Origin of the sequence: Microbacterium proteolyticum, assembly GCF_029639405.1 — a bacterium.
GTDB lineage: Bacteria > Actinomycetota > Actinomycetes > Actinomycetales > Microbacteriaceae > Microbacterium.
Map to the genome: position 1 here is coordinate 1,674,756 of NZ_CP121274.1, position 20,404 is coordinate 1,695,159.

General features: G+C 70.8%; 21 protein-coding genes. 17 read left to right on the forward strand and 4 right to left on the reverse strand.

The annotated features are described in order from the left end of the window. Positions 1-3 precede the first annotated feature (3 nt). The 14 genes from P8R59_RS08575 to P8R59_RS08640 all read left to right on the forward strand — a co-directional run bounded on the left by P8R59_RS08575 (position 4) and on the right by P8R59_RS08640 (position 15,798). Positions 4-1,026, forward strand: coding sequence for a phosphotriesterase family protein (locus tag P8R59_RS08575; RefSeq protein WP_278103594.1), 1,023 nt, complete (start codon positions 4-6; stop codon positions 1,024-1,026). A 9-nt stretch (positions 1,027-1,035) separates the two neighbouring features. Next, positions 1,036-1,677 (forward strand): cysteine hydrolase family protein, encoded by a 642-nt coding sequence (locus P8R59_RS08580; RefSeq protein ID WP_278103595.1) that lies wholly within the window; start codon positions 1,036-1,038, stop codon positions 1,675-1,677. Beyond that, positions 1,674-3,191 (forward strand): GMC family oxidoreductase, encoded by a 1,518-nt coding sequence (locus P8R59_RS08585; RefSeq protein WP_278103596.1) that lies wholly within the window; start codon positions 1,674-1,676, stop codon positions 3,189-3,191. The genes P8R59_RS08580 and P8R59_RS08585 overlap by 4 nt, the downstream gene beginning before the upstream one ends. Further along, positions 3,188-4,603: an amidase family protein gene (locus tag P8R59_RS08590; RefSeq protein ID WP_278103597.1), complete on the forward strand. Its 1,416-nt coding sequence runs from the start codon at positions 3,188-3,190 to the stop codon at positions 4,601-4,603. The genes P8R59_RS08585 and P8R59_RS08590 overlap by 4 nt, the downstream gene beginning before the upstream one ends. A gap of 30 nt (positions 4,604-4,633) precedes the next feature. Beyond that, positions 4,634-5,995: an amidohydrolase gene (locus P8R59_RS08595; protein WP_278103598.1), complete on the forward strand. Its 1,362-nt coding sequence runs from the start codon at positions 4,634-4,636 to the stop codon at positions 5,993-5,995. Next, on the forward strand, positions 5,992-7,011 hold the full coding sequence (locus P8R59_RS08600; protein WP_278103599.1) for a hypothetical protein: 1,020 nt from the start codon (positions 5,992-5,994) through the stop codon (positions 7,009-7,011). Before P8R59_RS08595 ends, P8R59_RS08600 begins: the two co-directional genes overlap by 4 nt. Further along, the gene (locus P8R59_RS08605) at positions 7,008-8,429 is read left to right on the forward strand and encodes an amidase (RefSeq protein WP_278103600.1); all 1,422 of its coding nucleotides are present in this window, start codon (positions 7,008-7,010) and stop codon (positions 8,427-8,429) included. Before P8R59_RS08600 ends, P8R59_RS08605 begins: the two co-directional genes overlap by 4 nt. A 183-nt stretch (positions 8,430-8,612) precedes the next feature. After that, positions 8,613-9,686, forward strand: coding sequence for an ABC transporter substrate-binding protein (locus P8R59_RS08610; RefSeq protein WP_278103601.1), 1,074 nt, complete (start codon positions 8,613-8,615; stop codon positions 9,684-9,686). Positions 9,687-9,892: 206 nt separating this feature from the next. Beyond that, complete coding sequence (locus tag P8R59_RS08615) at positions 9,893-10,771, forward strand: ABC transporter permease (protein WP_278103602.1); 879 nt, start codon at positions 9,893-9,895, stop codon at positions 10,769-10,771. A 1-nt stretch (position 10,772) separates the two neighbouring features. Then, positions 10,773-11,645: an ABC transporter permease gene (locus tag P8R59_RS08620; protein ID WP_077050699.1), complete on the forward strand. Its 873-nt coding sequence runs from the start codon at positions 10,773-10,775 to the stop codon at positions 11,643-11,645. Then, positions 11,642-12,700 carry an ABC transporter ATP-binding protein gene (locus P8R59_RS08625; RefSeq protein WP_278103603.1) on the forward strand — a complete coding sequence of 353 codons (1,059 nt, stop codon included), beginning with the start codon at positions 11,642-11,644 and terminating at the stop codon, positions 12,698-12,700. The genes P8R59_RS08620 and P8R59_RS08625 overlap by 4 nt, the downstream gene beginning before the upstream one ends. A gap of 45 nt (positions 12,701-12,745) precedes the next feature. After that, on the forward strand, positions 12,746-13,516 hold the full coding sequence (locus P8R59_RS08630) for an amidohydrolase family protein (protein WP_077050697.1): 771 nt from the start codon (positions 12,746-12,748) through the stop codon (positions 13,514-13,516). Then, positions 13,513-13,944: a hypothetical protein gene (locus P8R59_RS08635; RefSeq protein WP_278103604.1), complete on the forward strand. Its 432-nt coding sequence runs from the start codon at positions 13,513-13,515 to the stop codon at positions 13,942-13,944. The genes P8R59_RS08630 and P8R59_RS08635 overlap by 4 nt, the downstream gene beginning before the upstream one ends. Before the next feature lie 1,149 nt (positions 13,945-15,093). Continuing rightward, on the forward strand, positions 15,094-15,798 hold the full coding sequence (locus tag P8R59_RS08640; protein ID WP_278103605.1) for a hypothetical protein: 705 nt from the start codon (positions 15,094-15,096) through the stop codon (positions 15,796-15,798). A 32-nt stretch (positions 15,799-15,830) separates the two neighbouring features. On the opposite strand, the gene P8R59_RS08645 is transcribed toward P8R59_RS08640, so the two are convergent. Beyond that, positions 15,831-16,199 (reverse strand): hypothetical protein, encoded by a 369-nt coding sequence (locus P8R59_RS08645; RefSeq protein WP_278103606.1) that lies wholly within the window; start codon positions 16,197-16,199, stop codon positions 15,831-15,833. Positions 16,200-16,397: 198 nt separating this feature from the next. Here P8R59_RS08645 and P8R59_RS08650 point away from each other — a divergent pair, with 198 nt between their 5' ends. Further along, complete coding sequence (locus tag P8R59_RS08650) at positions 16,398-16,574, forward strand: hypothetical protein (protein ID WP_278103607.1); 177 nt, start codon at positions 16,398-16,400, stop codon at positions 16,572-16,574. 177 nt (positions 16,575-16,751) lie between these two features. Here P8R59_RS08650 and P8R59_RS08655 read toward each other — a convergent pair whose 3' ends face one another. After that, entirely contained in the window at positions 16,752-17,984 is a 1,233-nt protein-coding gene (locus tag P8R59_RS08655; protein WP_278103608.1) for an MFS transporter, read from the reverse strand. Then, on the reverse strand, positions 17,981-18,481 hold the full coding sequence (locus P8R59_RS08660; RefSeq protein ID WP_077050691.1) for a RidA family protein: 501 nt from the start codon (positions 18,479-18,481) through the stop codon (positions 17,981-17,983). The genes P8R59_RS08655 and P8R59_RS08660 overlap by 4 nt, the downstream gene beginning before the upstream one ends. A gap of 64 nt (positions 18,482-18,545) precedes the next feature. On the opposite strand from P8R59_RS08660, the gene P8R59_RS08665 reads away from it, so the two are divergent. Continuing rightward, positions 18,546-19,061 (forward strand): RidA family protein, encoded by a 516-nt coding sequence (locus P8R59_RS08665; protein ID WP_278103609.1) that lies wholly within the window; start codon positions 18,546-18,548, stop codon positions 19,059-19,061. Continuing rightward, the gene (locus tag P8R59_RS08670; protein ID WP_278103610.1) at positions 19,051-19,962 is read left to right on the forward strand and encodes an amidohydrolase family protein; all 912 of its coding nucleotides are present in this window, start codon (positions 19,051-19,053) and stop codon (positions 19,960-19,962) included. The genes P8R59_RS08665 and P8R59_RS08670 overlap by 11 nt, the downstream gene beginning before the upstream one ends. 53 nt (positions 19,963-20,015) lie before the next feature. On the opposite strand, the gene P8R59_RS08675 is transcribed toward P8R59_RS08670, so the two are convergent. Further along, a complete protein-coding gene (locus tag P8R59_RS08675; protein ID WP_278103611.1) occupies positions 20,016-20,384 on the reverse strand; it encodes a cupin domain-containing protein in 369 nt (122 codons plus the stop codon). Positions 20,385-20,404: the final 20 nt, after the last annotated feature.

Sequence of the window (20,404 nt, forward strand, 5' to 3'; positions counted from 1 at the left end):
CCGATGCCCGTGCACACCGTCCGAGGACCCATCGACGCCGCCGACCTGGGCCGCACGTCGATGCACGAGCACCTGCTCAGCGACCTGCGCATCTGGGCGAAGACGCCGACCGAGCTGCCGCCCGAGGGCGTCCCGATGGGCCCCGAGCTCATGGCGTACCTCCGGTGGAACTTCCTCTCGATCCCCGAGAACATCGTCCTGCACGACCCCGACGTCGCCGCCGAGGAGCTCGCGCACGTCGTCACCGCGGGGGGATCGGGCGTCGTCGAGCTCACGCTCGACGGCATGGGCCGGCGCCTGGCCGAACTCCCCGAGATCTCCCGCCGGTCGGGCGTGCACGTCATGGTCGGTGCGGGGTTCTACGTCGAGCCCACGATGCCCGATGACGTGCGGACCGCCGACGTCGACACCCTCACCGAGCTGCTGCTGACCCAGCTGCGCGACGGCATCGAGGGCACCGGCATCCTTCCCGCCCTCCTCGGTGAGATCGGCACGAGCTATCCCGTGACGGATGCCGAGTGGCGCTCGCTCCGCGCGGCCGCGCGCGCCGGTGCCGAGACCGGCGCCGCCGTCTACACCCACCAGTCGTTCCGCGGCATGGCCGGGACCGAGGTGCTCGAGGTGCTGGTGGCGGAGGGCATGTCGCCCGACCGCGTGATCATCGGCCACCTCGATGAGTATTGGGACAAGGCCTACCACCGCGACATCGCGCAGGCCGGCGCCGTCCTCGCCTACGACACGTTCGGGTCGGACTTCTACTACGGCGGCGCCGACCTCCGGAACCCGACGGATGCCGAGCGGCTCCAGATGGTCGAGTGGCTGCTGTCCGAGGGGTACGGCGCCCAGCTCGTCATCGCCCAGGACGTGTGGGCGCAGGCGAACCTCCGCCGCAACGGCGGGCGCGGCTACGACCACCTTTTCGCCCGCATCGGCCCCGCCATCGCGAAGATCGCCGGCGACCCGGCGGTCGCCGACCAGATCCTCATCCACACTCCGCGGCGGTTGCTCGACCGCCCGACGCTCTAGGAGGTCCCCATGACCGACACCGCACCCGAGACCGGCATCGGCCCCGCCCACCTGGTCGGCCGCACCGTCCTGATCGTCGTCGACATCCAGGGCGGTGCCGGCACCACCCCGCCCGAGGAGGGCGGCATCCCCGTCCTCATGGGCGGTCGCGCCGAGCGCCGCGAGCGCGTCCGTGCGCTGGTCGACGGCGCCCGCGCGGCCGCGGTGCCCGTCGTCTGGATCCAGGAGGTGCACAAGCGTTCACTGGTGGACATCGGCCGCGAGCTCGACGGTGCCGAGGGCCCGCACTGCATCGAGGGCGACCCCGACACCGAGATCGCGGCGTGGCTCGACCCGCAGCCCGAGGAGTTCCTCATCCGCAAGCGCCGCTACTCGGCGTTCTTCGGCACGGAGCTCGAGATCGTGCTGAAGGCCTACAAGGCCGACACGGTCGTGCTCGTGGGTGGTCTCACCGACGTCTGTATCCACTACACCGCCGTCGACGCGCACCAGCACGACTACCGCGTGCGGGTCGTGACCGACTGCGTGGCCGGGTCCACCCAGCGCGCGCACGACAACGCCCTCGAGGCCGTGCAGTACCTGCAGCGGGACGCGCTCGTCACGGCCGCCGACGTGCACGCGTCGCTGGACGGCGCACCGGTGCCCGCGTGACGACGCCCCTCCCCGCCGCGGCCGAGTACGTCGTCGTCGGCGGCGGCACGGCGGGCAACGTGGTGGCGGCACGGCTGGCCGAGTCCGGCCGCGAGGTGCTCGTCCTGGAGGCGGGTCCCGACTTCGGACCCCGCGGCGACGCCGCCTGGCCCGCGGATCTCGTGGATGCCACTCGCCTGGGTCGCTCCCACGACTGGGGCTACGACTCCGGTGACACCTACCCGTGGAAGGTGGGGTTCGAGCGGGCGCGCGCGATCGGCGGATCGTCCGACATGAACGGCTGCACCCAGACGTGGGGGCACCGGCGCGACTACGACGCGTGGGCCGAGGCGGGGCTCACCGGGTGGGCGGCCGACGACCTGCGGCCGCTGTTCGAGGAGGGCGCGCGGCGCATGCGCGTGCGCCGGTACCTCGCCTCCGAACTCACTCCCTGGCAGCACGCCTGGTACGACGCCGCCCCCGCGGTCGGCATGCCGCGCGTCGCCACCCTCAACGACCTCGACGAGAACGCGGGCTTCGCCCCCGAGGACGTGAACATCGAGGATGGCGTGCGCGTGAACACCGCATTCGCGTACCTGGATCCCGCGCGGGCGCTCCCGAACCTCACGATCGTCGGCGAGGCGCTCGTGGACCGCGTCGTCGTCGAGGGCGGCCGCGCGACCGGTGTCGTCGTCGTCCACCGCGGCCAGACGCGCACGGTCCGCGCGGGCACGGTGGTCCTCGCCGGCGGGGCGTACAACTCCCCGACCGTGCTGCTGCGCTCGGGCATCGGCCCGGCGGCGCAGCTGGCGCCGCTCGGCATCCCCATCGTCCAGCACCTGCCCGGGGTGGGGGAGAACCTCCACGATCAGCCGTTCCTGCTCATGAACTGGGAGGGGTCGGCGCGGATGACGGCGGAGATGGATGCCGCCCGCGCGGCGGGATGGGCCCCGGACGAGCAGGCGATGGGCAAGGCGGCATCCAGCCTGGAGAGCGAGGCGTTCGACCTGCACTTCCTCCCGTACAGTCCGACGCATCGCGGCGAACGCACGCGGTGGAGCATCGGGACGTCGGCGCTCCTCCCGCGCTCGCGTGGTTTCGTGCGGCTCCGCAGCACCGACCCCGAGGCGAAGCCGATCATCGACCACCGGTTCCTGACCGATCCGGAGGGCGCGGACGTGCGGATGCTCGTCGACGGCGTCGGGATCCTCCGCGAGCTCGCCGCGTCACCGGACCTCGCGCCCCTCGTCGGCCGAGAGCTGCACCCCGGCCCCGACACCTTCACGCGCGAGGCACTCGCGGCCCACCTCTACGCGAACCCCGACAACTACTGGCATCCGGTCGGCACGTGCCGGATGGGACTCGCCGACGACCCGCTCGCCGTCGTCGACGCGCGCGGACGCGTCCACGGGATCGACGGGCTGCGCGTCGCGGACTGCGCGATCATGCCCCGCGTCCCCCGTGCCACCACCGCCATGCCCGCCGTCGTGGTGGGCGAGAACATCGCCCGGATGCTGATCGAGGACGCCGCATGAGCACGCACGAACTGACCGAACGCGCCGCCGCCGACCTGGCCGACGCGATCCGCCGCCGCGAGGTGTCGTCGGAGGAGGTCGTGCGCGCGCACCTGGAGCGCATCGACGAGATCAACCCCGCGGTCAACGCCATCGTCTCGTACCGCCCCGACGAGGCCATCGATCGCGCGCGCGAACTCGACGCCCTCAGCGCGCGCGGCCTCTCGATGGGCGCGCTGCACGGTCTGCCGTTCGCCGTGAAAGACCTCATGGACGTCGCGGGGCTGCCCACGACGTCGGGATCGCGCATCCACGTCGGAACCGTCGCGCAGGCCGACAGCGTCATCTCGGGCCGGATCCGCGACGCCGGGGCCGTGTTCGTCGGGAAGACCAACACCCCCGAGTTCGGCGTCGGCTCGCACACGTTCAACGACGTCTTCGGCATCACGCGCAACCCGTACGACCTCGCCCGTTCGGCCGGGGGCAGCAGCGGCGGCGCCGCCGCGGCCGTCACCAGCGGCATGCTGCCGGTCGCGGACGGATCCGACCTCGGCGGCAGCATCCGCAACCCCGCGTCGTTCGGCAACCTCGTGGGGCTCCGCCCGACCGCGGGCCGCGTCGCCTCGGCCCGTCCCGGCAACGCGTGGGACCCGGGCTCGGTGCTCGGTCCGCTCGCGCGCACCGTCCGCGATGCGGCGCTGCTGCTGTCGGTGATCTCGGCGCCGGAGCGTCGGGCGCCGTTGTCGATCGACGAGGATCCTGCGCTCTTCCTGTCACTGCAGCCCCGCCCGTTCGCGGGGGCGCGCATCGCCTACAGCCCCGACCTCGGCGGGCTGCCGCTCGACCCGCAGGTGCGCGCGGCGACCGACGCGGCCGCCCGCCTCGCGGCCGACCTCGGGGCCGAGGTGATCCCCGTCGACCTCGACCTGTCCGAGGCCGACCTCGTCTTCGAGACGTTCCGGTCGCTGGAGTTCCTCGACGCGCACGGCGACGAGGCCGCGGAGCACCCCGACCTCGTGAAGCAGACGCTGAAGGACGACATCGCGTGGGCCGCGGGATTCACGGCCGAGACGCTGGTGCGCGCGGCCGGCGCCCGGACGCGCCTGTTCCGCCGGTTCCAGGCGCTGTTCGACGACGTCGATCTGCTGCTCGCCCCGTGCGTCCAGGTGCTGCCGTTCCCCGTCGAGTGGGAGTACCCCACCGAGATCGACGGCGTCGCGATGGACCGGTACTACTCCTGGCAGCGCTCGTGCAGCCGGATCACGGCGACCGCGATGCCCGCGCTGTCGCTGCCCTTCTCGTTCTCGACCGAGGGGCTGCCGATCGGCGTGCAGTTCGTCGGCCCCTACCGCGCCGACCGCACGTTGCTGGAGTTCGGCCTGACCTGGGAGGGCGCCGTCGCCGACACGATGGCGCGCCGCCCGCCCCTCTGACCCGCCCGCCGTCCCCGCCGAGGAGCCCGCATGACCCCGTCCCCCCGGACCGACATCACGACCCTGTACATCGCGCCCGTGCGCACGATGGACCCCGACCGTCCGCGCGCCGAGGCGTTCGCCGTGCGCGCCGGGACGATCGTCGCCGTCGGCGGCATCGACGAAGTGCGGGCCGTGCTCCCCGCCGACCACGCGGTCGAAGAGCTCGACGGGGTGGTGCTCCCCGGCCTGATCGACGCGCACCTGCACATGCAGCGCGGAGGCCTCAAGGCGAGCGAGCACGTGGCCGCCGACGTCGATGTCGACGGTTTCATCGACGCGATGGCGCGCACGTTCGACGACGAGGACTGGACGGGCGACGCGCCGCCCACGCTCGACCAGCGGGTCGCGGCCCTCGATCTCGTCCAGCCGCTCTTCCACGCCCTCGGCTTCACCGGTGTCGTCGACCCCGCCGTCACGATCGACGAGATGCGCGGGTACCAGGAGGCCCACCGCCGCGGCCGACTGACGATGCGCACCGTCGCGATGCCCTACCTCGAGATCGGGTCGCCCGACACCCCCGACGTCGACGCCGTGATCGCGCACCTCGCGGGCACCGGGGTCTCGACGGGTTTCGGCGACGACGTCCTGCGCCTCGGCCCGATCAAGGTCTACGCCGACGGCGAGGCCCTGAAGGGGCAGGCGCTGCTGGACGAGCCGTGGGACGCCTCGGGTTACCGCGGCGAGCAGCGCATCCCGGATGCCGACTACGCCCGCCTCGTGGCGTTCTGCGCCGCGAACGGCTGGGGCGTCGGCACGCACGCCGTGGGGGGAGCGGCCATCGCGCTCGTGGCCCGCGAGTACGCGCGCGCCGGCGCCGCGGTGGGGGAGAACCGCTACCAGGTCATCCACGGCTACCTCGAGCCGAGCTCCGAGACGATGCGTCTCGCCGGCAGCGTCGGGACCGTGGCATCCCTCCAGCCCTCGATCATCTGGCACAACGGCGTGGGCCTCCGCGAGAAGCTGGGGGAGCGCGCCGAGCGCGCCAACCCCATGCGGTCGTGGATCGACGCGGGCGCGGTGCTCGCGCTCGGATCCGACGGACCGTACTTCGCGTTCGACCCGCGGCACCTCATGTGGCAGGCGGTGACGCGGTTCGTCGCGAACTCCCCCGACCCGCTCGACCCGTCCGAGGCCATCACGCTCGACGAGGCGCTCGCCGGGTACACGACCGGCGCCGCGTACGCGAGCCTCGCCGAGCACGACCGCGGCATGATCCGGCCCGGCTTGCTCGCGGACTGGGCGCTGTGGTCGGCGGACCCCGTGGATGCCGGTGTCGAGGCGCTCCGCGGACTGCGCGTGCGCCGCACGGTCGTCGGCGGACGCACCGTGTACGGATCGGCCGGCGCGTGATCGAGACGGTCCTCGGGCCCGTCTCCCCGGAGGGGTGGGGGCCGACATCCACGAATGAGCACCTGCTCACCGACTCGCGGGGTCTCGCCCGACCCCTGCCGGACGGATCGTTCCTCGACGGGCCGCCGCGCCTGGAGACGTGGGGCGACCTCCGGTGGAACTGGATGTCGATGCCCGACAACCTCACGCTCGACGCGCCCGACACCGCAGCCGAGGAACTCGCCGCCGCGCGAGCCGCGGGCCTGCACGCGGTCGTCGAGGCCACGTCGTGGGGCATGGGGCCGCGGCACGCCGATCTGCCCGAGATCGCGCGCCGCAGCGGGGTGCACATCGTCGCCGCCTACGGCTCGTACATCGACAAGACCCTGCCCGCGGGGTGGCGCGATCTCAGCGAGGCCGAGATGTTCGGGCTCTTCCGGACGGCGCTGACGGATGCCGTGCCCGGGACGTCGTTCCGCGCCGGACTGCTCGGGCTCCTCGGCACGAGCGCGGAGATCACCGCGGCCGAGGGACGCGCCCTCCGCGCCGCGGGACGCGCCGCAGCCGAGGCCGGAGCGTCGGTGAGCATCCGCCTGGATGCCGCCGCGCGGCGCGGCCCCGAGGTCGCCGGCATCCTGACCGCCACAGGCCTCGCACCCGAGCGGATCCTGTTCTGCAACATCGACAAGGTGCTCGACCTCGGCTACGTCGCCGACGTCGTCGACACCGGCGCGGTGGTGGAGTTCGCCTTCGGAAGCGACCACTCGTTCGGCGGCGGAATCCGCGACCACACCGACCGCGAGCGCCTCGACTTCCTCGGTGCGCTCGTGGCCGCACGGCCCGACGCGGCGATCACGCTGAGCTGCTCCGTGTGGACCAAAGGACAGCTCACCCGCTACGGCGGGATGGGGTACGGCCACGTCCTCACCCGCATCGTCCCCCTCCTCGCGGGCGTCGGCGTCGACGACGCCCGCCTCACCGACATGCTCGTCGCGCGCCCCGTCGCGCTCCTGGACCGGACGGAGACCCCCGGATGACCCCCACCGACACCCCCCTGCACCGACGGAGCGCCCGCGCGCTCGCCGCCGGCATCCGCGCCCGGGAGTTCTCCGCCGAGGAGGTGATGCGCGCCCACCTCGCGCGGATCGAGGAGCACAATCCGGCGATCGCCGCGATCGTGACGATGGTGCCCGAGTCCGAGGCGCTCGCGATGGCGCGCGAGGCCGACGCGGCGGTCGCGCGCGGTGACGAGGTGGGGATGCTCCACGGACTGCCCACCGCCGTGAAGGACCTCCTCGACGTCGAGGGACTGCCGACCCGCCACGGCTCCCGCCTGCACGCGGACGCCGCGCCCGCCCGCGCGGATGCGATGGTCGTCGGGCGCATGCGGCGCGCCGGCGCGCTCGTCATCGGCAAGACCAACACCCCCGAGGCGGGGCTCGGCACGCTCACCTTCAGCGCGATCGCCGACACGTGCCGCAACCCCTACGACCTGTCCCGCCACGCCGGCGGGTCCAGCGGGGGAGCGGCGGCGGCCGTCGCGGCGGGGATGCTGCCGTTCGCCGACGGTTCCGACAGCGGCGGGAGCCTGCGCTACCCCGCGGCGTTCTGCAACGTGGTGGGGCTCCGCCCGACCCCCGGCCGTGTCGCGAGCGGCCGGCTCGACAACGGCTGGACGGCGCACGGCGTGCTCGGGCCCATGGCGCGCACGAGCGACGACGTCGCCTACGCGCTCGCCGCGATGGCCGGGCCCGACCCGATGGCGCCGCTCTCGATCGCGGAGGATCCGGCCGTGTTCGCGTCACTGACGCCGCGGCATCCGGGGTCCGTCCGGATCGGGTGGAGCCGGGACGCCGGGGGTGTCCCGATCTCGGCCGAGGTCGCCGCCGTCCACGCCGGCACGCGCGAGGCCCTGGTGGCCGCGGGGTACGACGTCGTCGATCTGGATCTCGAGCTGACGGATACCGAGGCGGCCTGGGAGATCGTGGAGATGTACAACTTCTTCGCCTCCTACCGGGGCGAGGCAGCCGCCCATCCGGAGCTCATGCGCCCGGACCTGCTGCGCAACGTCCGCCAGGGCGAACGGATCACGGCGACCGAGCTCGCCGATGCGCTGCGGACGCGCACGGAGGTGTTCCGGCGCACCGAGCGCCTTTTCGTCGACGTGGACGTCATCGTCGCCCCCGCCACCCCGGTCGCGGCGCCTCCCGCCGAGGTCGAGTGGGTCGAGCGGGTGGGGGACGCCGTCTACGATCGCTATTTCCGGTGGCAGATGCTGGCGAACCGCTTCACGGTGACCGCGCACCCCGTGGTCGTCACCCCGGCGGGCTTCGACGGGCATCTGCCGGTCGGGATGCAGGTGATGGGCCGTCATCGCGGCGAGGCGGAGCTGCTGGCGGTGACCGCGGGAATCGAGGGGATCCTCGGGTTCACCGGGCGTACGCCGGGGGAATGACCGACGTTTTACGTCCGCGAAACAATCCCGGCATGTACAAGCGGATCCAATCCTGCAATATTGGATCCAGTTCCACACCAGATACATCCATGATTCTCCACCCGGCCGCCGCGTGCGACGCGTGACCCGACACGCGCCGCGTCCGCTCCGCCCCTTCCGTACAGCACGAGGAGTACCCCCATCATGAAGACCCCGAACCGCTCCCGGCGCATCGCCGCCACTGTCGCGGGACTCGCCGCGATGAGCCTCCTGGCCGCCGGCTGCGCCGGCGCCACCGGCTCCGAGCCCGCCTCCAGCGACGGCGCCGCCCTCAGCGGCCAGGTCGTCTGGGCCGACTACGGCGGGCCGACGAACGAGAGCCGCCAGGTCGCGTACTTCGACAGCTTCATCGACGAGACCGGTGTCGATGTCGTCTCGACGAGCATCGAGGACGCCGTCTACAAGAGCGAGCTCAAGGGCGAGGAGGGTGACTACGACATCTTCCAGGCCGGCATCTCCGACATCCTGCCCAACCTCGACAACCTCGCCGAGGTCCCCGCGGACGCCCAGGGGAGCCTCCTCCCCGAGAACGTCCGTCCGTACTACATCGGCGGCTTCGTCTTCGGCATCGCGCAGGGCTGGCTGACCTCGACGTTCCCGGACGGCGGACCCCAGGACTGGGCCGACTTCTTCGACACGACGACCTTCCCGGGCAAGCGGGCGTGGCCCGGCGACCCCGGTTCGTACGACTCCTCGTACGAGATCGCCCTCATCGCGGATGGCGTCGACCCGGCCGACCTCTACCCGCTGGACATCCCGCGCGCGGAGAAGAAGCTGGACTCGATCCGCGACAGCCTCGTCTTCTACCAGTCCTACCCCGAGACGCAGCAGCTGCTGAGCAGCGGCAGCGTGGCCATCGCCGTGACCGTCACGGGCCAGTTCCGCGCCCTGCAGAACGCCGGGCAGGACATCACCGTCCAGTGGAACCAGGCCTTCGCGATCCCCTCGGGCTTCGTCTCCCCCAAGTCGGCCAAGAACCCGGATGCCGTCGCGGCCCTCGCCTCGTGGATCAACGACCCGGCCCGCCAAGCCGTCTTCACCACGCGCACCGGCTACGGCCCCGTCAACCCCGCGGTGTTCGACGAGCTCCCCGACGACGTCAAGTCGGAGGTCGTGAACGCCCCCTCCCACACCAACCTCCTGTCGTACGGCGAGGAGTGGCGTGCCGAGAACGCGGACCTGCTGCTGAACTCCTACACGGCGTGGCTCGCGGGCTGATCTCCCGCACTTTCACGAAGGGCGTCTCCCCCCGGGGAGGCGCCCTTCCGCTGTTTCCGGGTGCGCTGTTACCCGCCGGAAACACGGCCCGTTTACAATCGGATCCACAAGAGCTAACTTTGGATCCACAATGTCGGCTGACCCCGCCGACACGGATCCCTCCCGGGGGAAACTCCCCCGCAATCTCGACCGAGGAGCATGAACCCGTGAGCAGTGCGACCTTAGCCACGAGGATGCCGCGGGCGCGGTCCGCCGGCGGACTCCGCGGCGGGATCAGCCGAGCCGAGGTCCGCTGGCTCGTGTGGCCGCCCCTGGCCTTCTTCGCCATCGCCCTCGGCGTCCCGATGATCGCCCTCGTCGCGATGTCGTTCGAGGGCGGCGGTTCCGCGTACCCCGAGGCGTTCGCCGTGCCGGCGTTCCTCGGCTCCCTGGGCCGCACCGTCGTGATCGCGGTGGTGACGATGGTGCTCACCATGATCCTGGGGGCCGCCTACGCGCTCGCGATCGTGACGTCGCCGGCCTGGCTCCGCGTCGCCCTCCTGGCCGCGCTCCTGCTCTCGCTGTGGACGTCGGTCATGGTGCGCTCGTTCGGGTGGGTGCTGCTGGAACTCCCGAAGGGGGCGATCCACTGGTTCCTGGGCGTCATCGGTCTCGGAGACCAGCCCGTGGAGATCTACCAGACCGTCGCCGGCATGTACCCCGCGATGATCGCGGTCATGCTCCCGTTCGCGGTCCTGCCCGTGATGAGCTCCCTCCAGTCGATCGACAAGGAGCAGCTCAACGCCGCCACGATCTTCGGCGCCGGTCCGCTCCTCACCTTCCGCACGGTGACCTGGCCGCACATCGTTCCCTCGGTCATCAGCGGCGGCGTCCTGGTCTTCGTGATGTCGCTCGGCTTCTACGTGACGCCGCTGCTGCTCGGCGGCCCCGCCAACATGACGGTCTCCGGCGTCATCAACGCGCAGATGAGCAAGGCCGACCGCCCCGATCTGGCGGCGGCCATGAGCATCCTGCTGGTCGGGGGGACGATGCTCATCTACCTCGTCGCCGACCGCCTGTTCAAGGTGAGCGAGAAGTGGGGCTGACATGACGACCACCGTTGCCCGGAGCCTGGGCGCCTGGCGGATCCCCGTCATCTTCGTCGCGCTGCTGGCGAGCCTGCTCCTGATCGTGCCGTTCCTCATCCTGGTGTCCACCTCGTGGACGCAGGGCGGCTTCATCCTCTTCCCGCCGGACGGGTTCTCCCTGCAGTGGTACGCGAAGGTCCTCGGCGACCGGCGCTGGATGAACGCCTTCACCTTCTCGCTGTGGGAGAGCGCCGCCGCCACGCTCCTGGCCACCGTGCTGGGAGCGGTGGGCGCCATCGGCCTCACGCGGGTCCGGAGCCGCGCCGCCCAGCGGTGGATCCGGACCCTGTTCATCGTCCCGATCGCGCTCCCGCCGATCGCCTACGCCGTGGGACTCTACGGCGCCGGGTCCGAGCTGTCGTTCCTCCGCGGCTCGGTGCTGACCCTGGTCCTCGGCCACGCGCTCCTCGCGCTGCCGTACGTGTTCGTCATCGTCTCGGGTGGCGTCGCGCGCATCGACCCGGCGCTGCGGCCGGCCGCGTGGACCCTCGGTGCCCGCTGGCCGCTCGTGCTGTGGAAGATCGAGCTCCCGGCCCTGCTGCCCTACATCCTCTCGGGCGCGCTGTTCGCGTTCGTCGTCGTGTTCGACGAGGTCGTGCTGGCGGTCTTCCTGCTGCCGCCGGGCGTCCAAACCCTCCCGCTGAAGATGCTGAACGCGGCATCCGAGGCGTTCTCCCCGGAGCTGACGGCGGCCTCGACGCTCGTCTCCGTTCTCGCGATCGTGGTCCTCGCGGTCGTCCCCCTCGTCATCGGCCGCGCATCGCGCCGGTCCGGAGCACGCCGCGAGCGCGCCCGCACCGCGGCGGTCCGCCCGGAAGGAGTCATCGAATGACCGTCGCACTCTCCGTCACCGACGTCGAGGTCACCCTCGGCGCCAACCACGTCCTCAAGGGCGTCTCGCTCGACGTCCAGCCGGGGGAGTTCGTCACGCTCCTCGGCGCGAGCGGCAGCGGCAAGTCGACGCTGCTGAACGTCATCGCCGGGCTCCAGGCGGTGGATGCCGGTCACGTCGCCTTCGACGGGAAGAACGTCGAACGTCTCGCCCCCCAGAAGCGCAACGTCGGCGTCGTGTTCCAGTCGTACGCCCTGTTCCCGCATCTGAACATCGGCGACAACGTCGCCTTCCCGCTGCTCGCGGCCCGGCGCCCGGTCAAGGAGCGTCGCGCGGTCGCCGACGAGATGCTGTCGCTCGTGCAGCTCCCCGGCATGGCCGATCGCTCGCCGGCGTCGCTCTCGGGCGGACAGCGCCAGCGCGTCGCCCTGGCCCGCGCGCTCGCCGCCAACCCCGGCATCCTGCTCCTGGACGAGCCCATGGCCGCCCTCGACAAGCAGCTGCGCGAACAGATGCAGGTGGAGATCACCCGCATCCAGCGGAAGGTCGGCATCACCACCGTCTCGGTCACGCACGACCAGACCGAGGCGTTGACGATGTCGGACCGCGTCGCGATCATGCACGAGGGGCGCCTCGTGCAGGTCGCCACGCCCGAAGACCTCTACCGCCGGCCCGTCAACGCGTACGTTGCGAGCTTCCTCGGCGAGGCGAACCTCCTGCCCGTCTCCGACGGCGCGCTCGTCGACGACACCGCCGGCCTGATCGTGGATGCCACCGCGGTGCTGCGCCCGGAGGACATGAGCGTCGTCGCGCCCGACGAGACCACCCCGGTCTGGTCGGTCGAGGGGACGGTGCGGCTCGTGAGCTTCCAGGGCTCGCGCTACCGCCTCGAGCTCGTGACCCCGTACGGGCGCAAGGTCGTCGCCTCCCTCTCTCCGTCGACCGACCTGTCGGCGCTCGCCGTGGGGGAGCGCGTGCGCCTGGCGTGCCGCACCCCCGAGCGCGTCCACCTCATCGAAGCCGTCGCGACGGCCGCGATCCCCGTCCCGGTCTGAACCCGGATCCCCCCTCTTCCTTCCCCTCGACTGCCAGGAGTGCCCATGATCATCGACGCCTACAACACCACCCAAGACGTCCGGGGCCGCTCCGACTACTTGACCGGCGCACGCCCCGGTGAGGAGCCGCCCGCCCACGTCCCGTTCGATCCGCAGCGCATCCTCTCGCGCATGGATGCCGCCGGCGTCGACATGGCGATGGTGTGCTCGCTCGCGCAGCGCATCGAGAACGACTTCATCATCGGGCTGCAGGACGCCCACCCCGACCGGTTCATCGGGTTCGGGCAGGTCATGCCGCAGGCCGACGACGCGGTCGAGGAGATCCAGCGACTCGCGGATGCCGGCATCCGGGGTCTGAAGCTCCACCCGAGCATGCACGGCTACCACGTCGCCGACCACGGTCTGCTCGACCCGGTGTTCCGCGCGTGCGCCGCGAACGGCATGGCCGTCATCATCAACGCGCTCGATGACGCCTTCTGCGCGCCGTTCTCGATCGAGGAGATCGCCAAGGACCACCCCGACGTGCCGACGATCATCGCCCACATGGGTGCCGTCTGGAACGTGCCCGAGGCGATCATCGTGGCCGAGCGCCGCGAGAACGTGTACCTCGAGACCTCCGCGACCCTCATGGCCGACGTGAAGCGCGCGTACGCGCGGCTCGGGCCCGAGAAGATCCTCATGGGTTCGGAGTGGCCGGGGTCGGACTTCGACCTCGAGCGCATGAAGATCGCGAAGGCGATCCCGGATGCCGCCGACCGCGCCCTCGTCGAGGGTGGCAACTACGCCCGCATCATGCGCATCGCGGTGCCGGTGTGACCCATCGGCCGCCGCTCGGGCGTCCCGCGGCGATGTCCGACGCGGATGCCGAGCTGCTCGAGGCCGCGCGGACGCAGCTCGGCGCGGTCTACCGCGAGGGCCGGCACGAGGTGGTGGCCGCGTTCCGGCTCGCCGACGGCCGGATCGTCACGGGCGTGCACGTCGACGGCTCGGCCCGCCGCTCCTCGGTGTGCGCCGAGGGCGTCGCCGCGGGCAACGTGATCGCTTCCGCCGGGACCGTGTTGGCCGGGGTGAGTGTGCTGCGCCGCCCGGGCGGCAGCGAGCACGTGATCGAGCCGTGCGGCGTGTGCGCCGAACTGCTCACCGACTACTGGCCCGACGCGCGCGTCTGGATCACCCGCGGCGACGACACCGTCGCGGTGGCGATGAGCGACCTGCTGCCGGCGAAGCGTCTCCGGCTCTGGTGAGCGGGGCGGCGTCGCCCGTTCCTCGCCCGTAAAGGCGGAACGCTCGTTTGAAGTCCTACTCCGAAGTGACTCGTGGGCTTCGACTTTTCTAGCGGACAGCGAGTTTCGTGTGCGACGAGTGGGACCGGGCACCCGCGGTGACTGCATTGCTCGGTGGGAGGAGGTCATCCAACTGCACGGCGGTGGCGGAAGACGTCCCGCCCGGGAATCTCCAGAGAGGCTTTGTGTGGTGTCCCGGCCGGCGAGGTCCACACGATGCGGAGTTGCACCATGTCTCCGTCGAGCCTGCCCTGCGAGAGAGTCGTGTCACAGGGCACTTCGAAGTCCGTCCATGGCGCAACGACCGCGGGGCCCTTGTGCCGCCCAGCACTCCATGGGCCTCCCAGGCGGAATCGCACATTGTGCGCAGGGTCGAGTCCTTGGTTGGCGATGAAGAAGCGGTGCTCGTCGACCCAGCCGACAGTCCATTCCACGTCATAAGGTTCGGTCGCTCTTGCTTCGGTGCGGCGCGAGAGGTCGTCAGCGTTGAGGGCGATCCTATTCGCCTGCTCCGCGAGCTCATTGGCTCCTGAGGCAACCGCATTCGCTCACGTGCATGTGCGAGTCCGACGAACGCCGGTATCGCTGCGACGATGCTGACTCCTAGCGCGAGCAGAGCAATGACAGTGGGGAGAGCCTGGTTAGCCACGTCGGTCACGTCCGTCATTTCCTTAAACTACGCGTGAAGCACAGACGGCCGTGAGATCTGCGGGCAGAGCGACGAGAGGCTCCCTCATTTCGCCCGAGCCGGCATGTCGGCTTCCCCAATTGCTCGCAAAGGTCCGTACGAGGGTCGCCATGCAGGGTCGGGCTCATAGCGGAAACCCGATCGGTGTTGCGCCGAAGCCGTCGTCAGGCGCTTCGTGACGGACAGGATTCCGGCGAGCCGTCGGCCACCTCCTAGGGGCACGTGTGGTTCGGTGGGGTGGTGTCAGAGCTCGATCGGCGAGTAGAGGAGCGGTACCCAGACCGACCGGCGCCTGAGGGGGACGGATCAGATGGGGGGAGACGACTTAGTGATACCGACTGAGACAGGCCTCGACGGCTTCCTCCCCAAGACCGAGGGCGGATCGCTTACGTGTTCGACTCATATGTGAATCGTTGTGCCCTGTGGGTGTAGACAACCCGTACCCCGAAGAGTCGCCGCACAAGGGGTGGGCTGCGGCCATAATCGGCGCAGCTCTCGAAGCGATACCGATTGCAGGACCGATAGCAGTCACATTCAGCGCGGAAGCAATGCGACAGGCTCATGCCCGACGGGTGGAAGAGTGGGCGGCAATGGTAAGCGCCCGTCTCGATGCGCTAGACCGCGGCGGGGTTCGTGTCGACATGGCCGACCCCGAGTTCCTATCCAGTCTCGCGCGCCTGCAACGTGCTGCAATCGAGACCGCCGACTCGGAAAAGAGGCAGCTTCTTGCCATGGCCGCGGCCCACTCTGGTCCCTGGTCCTCCATCCCCTACTCTCGCCGAGCCGAGTTTGTCGAACTGATCTCCTCTCTATCTCCGGCAGAGATTGCGGTGATCGCATGGTGCGACGACGTTCGAGCCTCAGATGGGTCGCCGGACACGGGCGAAGGGCTTAGCCTCACGTATGGCGGGATCTATGTCGTCAACGATGGGGAAGCAACTGACATCCGAGGGTGGATCACTAGCGCCACGGGGGTATCCGCGGAGGACGCGTGGCGGATCTTCCTCGCCGTGTCAGCGAGAGGTCTCCTCGAAGATCCTCGGGCGCAGAGCTTCCGCAGTCTTCTTCGGAGGTTGACTACGGACTTCGGCCACGAGTTCATCCAGTTCCTCAGATCCGGCGCCTGAGCGGATCGGGGCGCACCGATAAAGCGTCGAAGTCACGATATCTTCCCGTCATGATGGCAAGAATCGTGCGCCCGCTTCACGGCCGGGTCCAGGTGCGAGGTCTGCGTGGCCCACAGGGCGACGAACCGTCCAACCGCCAGATGTTCAAGACTGCGACCGGAGCAGCCATTCGGCCGACCTGGATCGCAGCCCCTGAGGGTTCCCCCGGCTGGCAGGGCCACTGGGAAATCGCTCGCCCGCACCTCACCGATATCGCGGAAGCGATCGCAATTCGGGATGGCCTGGTCGAGATTGAAATGCATTACAGCGTGGCTGAGCAATGTGATCAGCGTTGCCAAAGTGCCGAAGGCGATGAGTGCACGTGCTCCTGCGAAGGCAAATACCACGGCAACAGCCATCATGCTTCGTGGGTCGAAGTGGGAGAGACAACTCTCGTTCGGAACTCCGGAAGCAAGGTCGTGGTTCGCACCCTCACTAGGGAGCAGGCGCAAAAGGACCGTGACGCGCGACTCGAGGAGATAGTCCGTCGGATCGGCGGCCGGCCCGTGCGGTGAGCGGTCTCCACTGAATCACGGTCGGCGGCACGATGGTGGCCAGGGGTGAGCGTGCTGCGCCGCCCGGGCGGAAGCGAGCACGTGATCGAGCCGTGCGGCGTGTGCGCCGAACTGCTCACCGACTACTGGCCGAACCCGCGCGTGTGGATCACCCGCGGCGACGACACGGTCGCCGTGGCGATGCGCGACCTCCTGCCGGCGAAGTGCCTGCGCGGCTGGTGAGGCGCGGTCGGCCCGCCGCTGTGGCGGGCGAGCTGCTCCAACAAGAAAATCAGCCCGAGCCGTGAGGCGAGCGGGCTGATCGTGGTGCATCTTGCTTACCAGCTGGAGACGCGTTCGGCCATCCGACGAGGTCCGGGGCATCCGACCTGGGGCACGCGCACGGCCCGGGCGCCCGCGTCAGGCGGCAGGATCCCGGGGCTCGATGGCATCCGTCCGCGTCCGCGGCGAGTCGTCGCGCGTGAAGATCACCAGCACCGCGAGCGCCACCAGCTGCAGCCCCGCGACGAGGAGGAACGCCCACATCGAGGGGGCCGTGGCGATCACGGCGCCGCCGATGATGGCGCCGCCGCCGTATCCGATGCTCGTGAAACTCGAGAAGAGGCCGACGCCGAGGGCGCGGTTCTCGGGGTGGAGTCCGCGCGTGGCGAGCATCGTCAGCGACGGGTAGAGCGGCGAGAAACCGACGCCGATGAGCGCGGCGCCCACCGATGCCATCCAGAAGTCGCCGGCCAGGGCCAGCGTCGTGAGGCCCGCCGTGAGGGCGACGAGCGAGATCGCCGTCGCCCGGAGCGGACCGATCCGGTCGGGGAGGCTCGCGAGGAACAGGCGCGCGACGATGACCGACACCGCGAAGACGGCGAACACGGATGCCGCGCCGGTGATGCCCGTCGCGGGGATGCCGGCGGCCGAGAGGTGCACGATGAGGAACCCGAGCATGAGGCCCTCGCCGCACCAGGCGGCCGCGGCGACGACCCCGGGCGTCCAGACCGCGAGGAAGGCGCGCCACAGGGCCCGCAGGCCCCGGGGGCGCGGTGTCGCTCCGGCGCGCGGCAGCGCGCGGGGGACGCGGGGGAGCGCGAGGATGAGCAGCCCGGTGAGCAGTTCCAGCCCGGCGCACATCAGGAACACGGTGCGCGGATCGGCGATCGCCTCGACCGCGGTGCCGAGCGGCGGGCCCAGCGCCAGCCCGATCCAGACGCTCAGGCCGTAGATGCTCAGCGCCTTCCCGCGCTGCCCCGGCGCGGCCATGGTCACGAGCCACGCCATGAGGAGCGTCACCGCGGCCGAGCCGCCGAGACCGAACAGGATGCGGCTGAGACCCGCGCCCCACACGGTCGGAACGCTCACGAGCAGCACCATCGCGGCGGTCGCCACGGCGCTTCCGATCACGGCGACGAGACGGTAGCCGAAGCGGTCGCCGAGCACCCCCGCGATCGGCATCGACAGCATCGAGGCCACGGCAGCCAGCGAGATGAGAGCGCCGGCGAGCTCGGTCCCGCCCCCGAGGACGTCGGTGACGTAGACGGGGATGAGGGGCGTACTGGCGGAGTTGGTGATGCCTCCGAGCGTCGACGCGGCGAAGATCAGCCAGAACGGCACGGTGCGGGTGATGTCCCGCGCGCCGTTCATGCCGCGGGGGTCTCCGGTGCGCACTCGAGGCTGAGCCACAGTTCGAAGCAGTTGTTGCGCGACAGGCTCGTCGCCCCGATCGAGGCTCGGCCGACGCTGCCGGCATCCTCTCCGAAGACGTCCAGGAAGAGGTCGGTCGCGCCGTTGGAGACGAGGTGCAGGTCTTCGAAACCGGGCGGGCAGACCACGAAGCAGAGGGCGCGCGACAGGCTCACCACGTTGTCGAGCGACCCGAGGGCGTAGCGGATCATGCCGAGGGTGTGGACGGCGGTGAGGCGCGCGGCGGCGTAGCCCTCTTCGACGGTCACGTCGACGCTGACCACGCCCGGGTGCAGTCGATCCCCGGCGCGGTTCTCGGGGGTGAGGCCCGCGAGCTCGATGAGCGAGCCGATGCGGTGGAACGGCTTCATGCGGCCGTAGCGGATGCCGAACGGCGGGTCGCTGTAGTCGGGGATCTCGAGGCCGAGTTCGCGGACGCGTGCTTCCGGGGATGTCATGGCGCACCTCTCTTCGGTTGTATCCTATCTCACAGATAATGGATCCATTACGACGGGAGCTGTCATGGCGTGGTCCGCGGAGCAACGCGTGAAGGAACTGGGGCTGGTCATCCCCGACTACAGCGACCCGCCCTACGGTGAGCGCTACGCCACCATGAAGGCCTTCCACCATTTGGGGCGCACGCTCACGATCAGCGGCATCACGCCCGAGGATCGCCAGGGCCACAAGGTGCACCCCGGTCGCGTCGGTGAAACCGTCACCCTCGAGGAGGGCTACGCGGCCGCCCGGTACGCCGCGATCAACGTCCTGGGCCTCATCCGGTACGCCGTGGGCTCGCTCGACGAGGTGTCCGCCTTCATCCGCACGCTGACCTTCGTCTGCGTGGCCCCGGACTTCACAGACGTGAACCTCGTCACCAACGGGGCAGCCGACCTCTTCGTCGAGGTCTTCGGCGATCGCATCGGACGCTCCACGTCCGCCGGCATCGGGGTCACCACGCTGTCGGGCAACAACGTGTTCGAGATGGTCACGGTCGTCGAGACCCGGCATCCGGCACCGGAGGTCGACGATGAGGATTGACACCCACCTGCACCTGTACGCCGATCCGGCGCAGGGCCTCCACGACCTGACCGCCTATCCCATCGTCGAGTACGGCGAGAAGGACGACGTGACGTTCGCCGGGCTCGCGGGCACCGTCGCCGACGCGCTTGCGACGCTCGAGGCCGAGGGCTTCGACTACGCCGCCGTGCTCGGGAGCTTCGAGCTGCCCGAGCTCCCGCACCCGCCCGGCGGCGCCGACTACTGGCCCGCCGTCCCGCCGCACGCCGCCCTCCGCGATGAGCTCGTCGCCTACAACCGGTGGCTGTGCGACGTGGGGGCGCAGCATCCGCGCCTGCTGTCGTTCCTCGCCGCCAACCCCGCCGTCATGACCTCCGCGGAGGTGTACGCGCACTTCGCGGAGATGTTCGGCGACTCAGGTGCCCGCGGCCTGAAGCTGCACCCCATCGCCATCCGCACGTATCCCGACGACCCGGGCCTGGCCGGCGCCTACGACGCGCTGGAGGAGGCCGGTGCGCCGGTCGTGTTCCACGGCGGCCCCGACGTCCGCGGGTTCGGCTGGGCCGACCCGAAGCGCATCGCCGCCGTGGCGGGGGAGCGGCCGGGGCTCGCCGTCATCATGGCGCACCTGGGCGGGGCGGCGTGGCGCGACGTCGCGGCGCTCGCCGAGGCGCAGCCGACGCTGCGGTTCGACCTGTCCGAGATCGTGCACTGGATCGGTGCGCCCCTGGCGCCCACGGCTGCGCAGGTCGTGGCCCTCGTACGCGAGGTCGGGGTGGAGCGCGTCGTGCTCGGGTCGGACTTCCCCTGGTACACCCCGGGCACCACGGCCGCGATCGTCGAGGAGCTGCCCGGGCTCTCGGCATCCGAAGCCGCCGCGATCATCGGCGAGAACGCCGCGCGGCTCCTGCGCCTGGGCTGACGGGCTCGGGCTGCACGTCCCGGCGGGAGCCGAGGGCATGCAGCCCGGGGAGATCAGGCGGCGGGCTTGTAGACCACGTAGAGCTTGCGGACCGGTTCGATGACGGTCCACACGCCCGTCCACCCGATCGGGAAGTACGCGGCGCTGCCGGCGGTGAGCTCCACCGCCTCCTCGCCGTCCCGCTGCACGGTCATGCGCCCCGCGAGGATGTGCACGATCTCGCCGCGGGTGAGGAACTCCCACCGCGAGGTGCCGGGGTCGCTCTCCCAGACGCCGGAGATGATGGTGCGGTCGTCGTTCACGAACTGCACCTTGCCGCGGACGATGATCTCGCCCGACAGCGGCTCGGCGTTCGGCGGGGCGAGGGGTTTGGCCTCCAGCTCGGCGGCATCCAGGTCGGCGGGGCGAATCACAAGTGTCATGATTGGATCCTAAAGACGCA